Annotated in this window: 2 protein-coding genes and 2 pseudogenes; all 4 read right to left on the bottom strand. The window is 49.7% G+C overall.

The window, feature by feature from the left end:
• Positions 1-1,204: hypothetical protein (locus QT974_RS32500; protein WP_333472484.1), on the bottom strand; the 1,204-nt coding region annotated here is incomplete at its 3' end.
• Positions 1,205-1,261: 57 nt separating this feature from the next.
• Positions 1,262-1,855, bottom strand: a pseudogene (locus tag QT974_RS32495) (cobaltochelatase subunit CobN); the annotation flags it as partial.
• Positions 1,856-2,160: 305 nt separating this feature from the next.
• A complete protein-coding gene (locus QT974_RS32490; RefSeq protein WP_333472483.1) occupies positions 2,161-3,081 on the bottom strand; it encodes an NAD(+) kinase in 921 nt (306 codons plus the stop codon).
• Between the two features lie 166 nt (positions 3,082-3,247).
• A pseudogene (locus QT974_RS32485) lies at positions 3,248-3,631 on the bottom strand (hypothetical protein); the annotation flags it as partial.

The following is a 3,631-nucleotide window of genomic DNA, read 5'->3' as shown; positions in this document are numbered from 1 at the left end:
CGCTGAGGTTGAAGTCTTCGTAGTCGCGATCGTACTTACCAGAAACGTAGGGGCGTTGTCGGTAATATGTGTCGGGATTGTAACTGCCCGACATTGACATGAATCCGTTGGAGTCGATCGCATCTGCTAATTCGCTGACTTGTCTGATGGCTAGTTTTGTTTGTGATACTGCATTCTGGGCAACAGGCTCCATGCCTGTTCCACTCGTGACGAATTTGACTGTGGGGTGGGCTTCTCGCCCAGCCCTCAAAGGTCGATCGACCGATGCTCGATTTCGGCGAAAAGTGCTGTTAGCGCACAACTGCGGGAATCTGTAACACTGGGGAATCACGTTAGGCTCACCAGACGCGAGTTTGGGACGAACGCCTGCGGCTAAAAGCTTGCTGCCTTCGGAGCCTAAGATCGAATTAAAAGTGCGATCGTCCCGACCGCTGTTAAATGCGCGCACACCGTCTGCCCAGACAATCATTTGAGGCAAATGATCCGGCTTCAACAGCCGGATCAGTTGAAAGTCAACAACTTGGGCAGTTGCGCCGTTGACTGCAAAGTTAAATACCTTTAAACCCGGACTCCCGTTAGCAGCCAAAGATTGTTTTAGCTGTTTGGGATCGACGCCCTGCAACGCCCGGGAACTACCGACAATCAAAACATCTGGCGGCCCGACGGCTGCAACGTAGGATAGGTATAGTTCTAGCTGTTCGTCGAGCAAATCGCTGCTGAAGCTGACTGTACTGGCTTGCGATCGACTTGCGCCCGCTTGCTGTTGCGCATAAACCAGATTTTTCATGTACTCGGTGACTTTTTTTTCAGCAAACGCCCGCCTGGGACTACCGGGGGGAACCGCTTGCATCCAGGCTACGGCTTGTACCCATTGGGCTGCTACTTCGTCCCACTCTTGTTTTGAATTGGCTGATTGAGCCAAATTTGCGGCCTTGGTGGCAAAGTTAACTGAGTCTGCAAATGGTTCGTTTTGGGCGCAGGAAGGAACGCTGATGGATTTTTGGGTTTTATTGGGGTTTCCGGCTAACACAGAGGTTGGTGGCTGTGCTAGGACTGCGGATGAGGCGATCGAGCTAGATGGCGCTGCGGTGTTGGGTGGCTTGGGCGGCGAACATCCGACTGTGGTTAGGGCGATCGCGGCGATCGCGGTGCAGGTACGTTTTAAGATGTTAGTGCTGATAGTAGCAATGTAGCGGCGAATCATACAGCTTTCACCGTTCGCGAAACATTAGTAGATATTACCGCAAACGGGCTGCTGATGTTAATTGCGTATTTCTGTATGGGATTCGATGACTGCTTCGGCTTGCAGGGCGATCGATCGCAATTTATCAAGAGTATCCTGATTAGCACTCTCCCACAACCCCCGCTGGCGAGCTTCTAACAATCTTTCCGCCATATCTCGCAGCGCCCAAGGATTATTTTCTTGGATAAATCCCTGAACTTTTTCATCAAAAATGTAAGCCTGTGCAATTCCTTCATACATAAAATCTTCAACACAATTCGCCGTAGCATCGTAAGCAAACAAAAAATCGACAGTGGCGGCAATTTCAAAAGCACCTTTATAACCGTGGCGCATCGCCCCTTCAATCCATTTCGGATTTACCGCCCTGCTGCGATAAACCCGCGCAATTTCTTCTTTTAGTTGTCGCACTTTTGGATTTTCGGGAATCGAGTTATCGCCGAAATAGGTTTCAGGATTTTTCCCTTGCAAATTGCGAATTGCCGCAGTCATTCCGCCTTGGAATTGATAATAATCGTCGGAGTCGAGAATGTCGTGTTCGCGGTTGTCTTGGTTTTGCAGCACAATTTGCATTTCTCCCAGACGTTTGGTAAATGCTTCGGGTGCAGCACATCCCCATTCACGCCCGGTAAATTCACCCCCCCTAGCCCCGGGGGGACAAGAGTTGGAATTAGCCTCAGAGACCAATTCACCCCCCCTAGCCCCCCCTTGTAAAGGGGGGGGACAAGAATACTGTTATTTCGTTTTAAATTGGTATAATTAACAATTACAAAATCCTCAAATTTAAAAATAGAAAATCTCAAATCTCAAGTTGTACATCATCTTTCCCTAAAATTGCTATATATTGACCTGTAGAGAATCTATTGAAAGATCGAGACATCCTCTACAGGTCAATATAAGTCAGTCGTGAATGATTTGGATTAATTGCGGTGATTGTTGCTGTACCGAATTCGGGCTCCGGCCCACTGAAGTTTTTCCCTCAAAGTGCCGTAATAAGAATAGTTTTCTCGCAAAATGATAAACTTAGCTTCGCAATCTGCCATCCGCACGTCAACCCGCTGTCCCGGCCAAATTGCCGTAGCTAAAATGCCGTCCATCCAGAGTTTGGTGCTGAGTTCGTAATCTGCTAAAGGCCAAATGCTGACGACGGAACGGGGTGGCAAAACTACAGCCCGACTGGATAAACTTAAAGGGCAAATTGGAGTAACTGCGATCGCGTCCATTCCCGAGTGAATAATCGGCCCGTTGGCGGATGCGGTGTAGCAAGTCGAACCGGTGGGAGTTGCCACAATTAAACCGTCGCCTTGATATTGATCGACTACTTCGCCGTCAACTTCCATTTCCAAAATACAGCTCGGCATTCGATCGGCAGAAGCAGGTTTAACACACATTTCATTGAGTGCCAAAAATCGATCGCTTTCCGGTTCGAGATTAGTTCGGTTTCCCTCAAACACCGCCGCCTGCAACATCATGCGCTTCTGGACGGCATACCTATCTTCGGCGAGTCTGTCCCAAATCTCCTCAGTATTTTGGAAATCCTCAAAAGACTCGGTTAAAAAACCCAGATGTCCCCCCACATTCGCAGCTAAAATCGGGATGCCGTCAGCAGCCAAATTCCGCGCCGCAGCCAGCGCCGTACCGTCGCCGCCGAGAACTACGGCTAGATCGATCGGGCTGTTACTAGAAGCTAAAAACACCGGATACGGGTTATCTTTCGGGCCGCTGGGGCCCATTAAAACATGACAGCCACGACTTTCTAACTGGCGGGCGCATTGTTCGGCCCACCGCTGGCTGAGGGTGTCTCGGGCTTTGTGGGCGATAATTACTTGTTTTAGTTGCACAATCTTGCGATTTGAGATTTGAGATTTGGGATTTTAGATTATTTAGATTTTAGACTGAATCCCCGATCGCGGGGATGGTTTCTGGCCGATCGCGGGGAGGCTCGCACTGCGAAGCAGGAAAGCTCCAAACCCTTATACAATCTGTCATTCCTCATGGCAAATCGCATCATCCATCTGTGTTCCGGGATTTGGGCCCTGGCCAGATAATGCTGGTATCGGAGGCGAGGATGCGCGAAACGGCGATCGCCCCAAAACGATTGAGGTGGCTGGGATCTAAGAAATATTCGTTGCGATTTGGCCACCGCTGGGACAAGTCGCGGAAGGCGAAGCCTTTTTGTCGCGAGAGTTGCTGCATTCGTTGTCTAAACTGCTGTTCTGCCGATCGGCGAGTGGGATCTAAGTAGTCGTCGGTGAGGGGCAAATTGACGAAAATTAGGGGGATTTTCCGAGTTTTGGTAAATGCTACCACTGAATTAAAGGCTGTTGCTTGTTTGCCGCTGAGGTTGAAGTCTTCGTAGTCGCGATCGTACTTACCAGAAACGTAGGGGCG

Source organism: Microcoleus sp. BM001215392, from assembly GCF_036700185.1.
GTDB lineage: Bacteria > Cyanobacteriota > Cyanobacteriia > Cyanobacteriales > Microcoleaceae > Microcoleus.
Note: the sequence above shows the minus strand (reverse complement) of the source record. Positions and strands in the feature narration are given on the sequence as shown.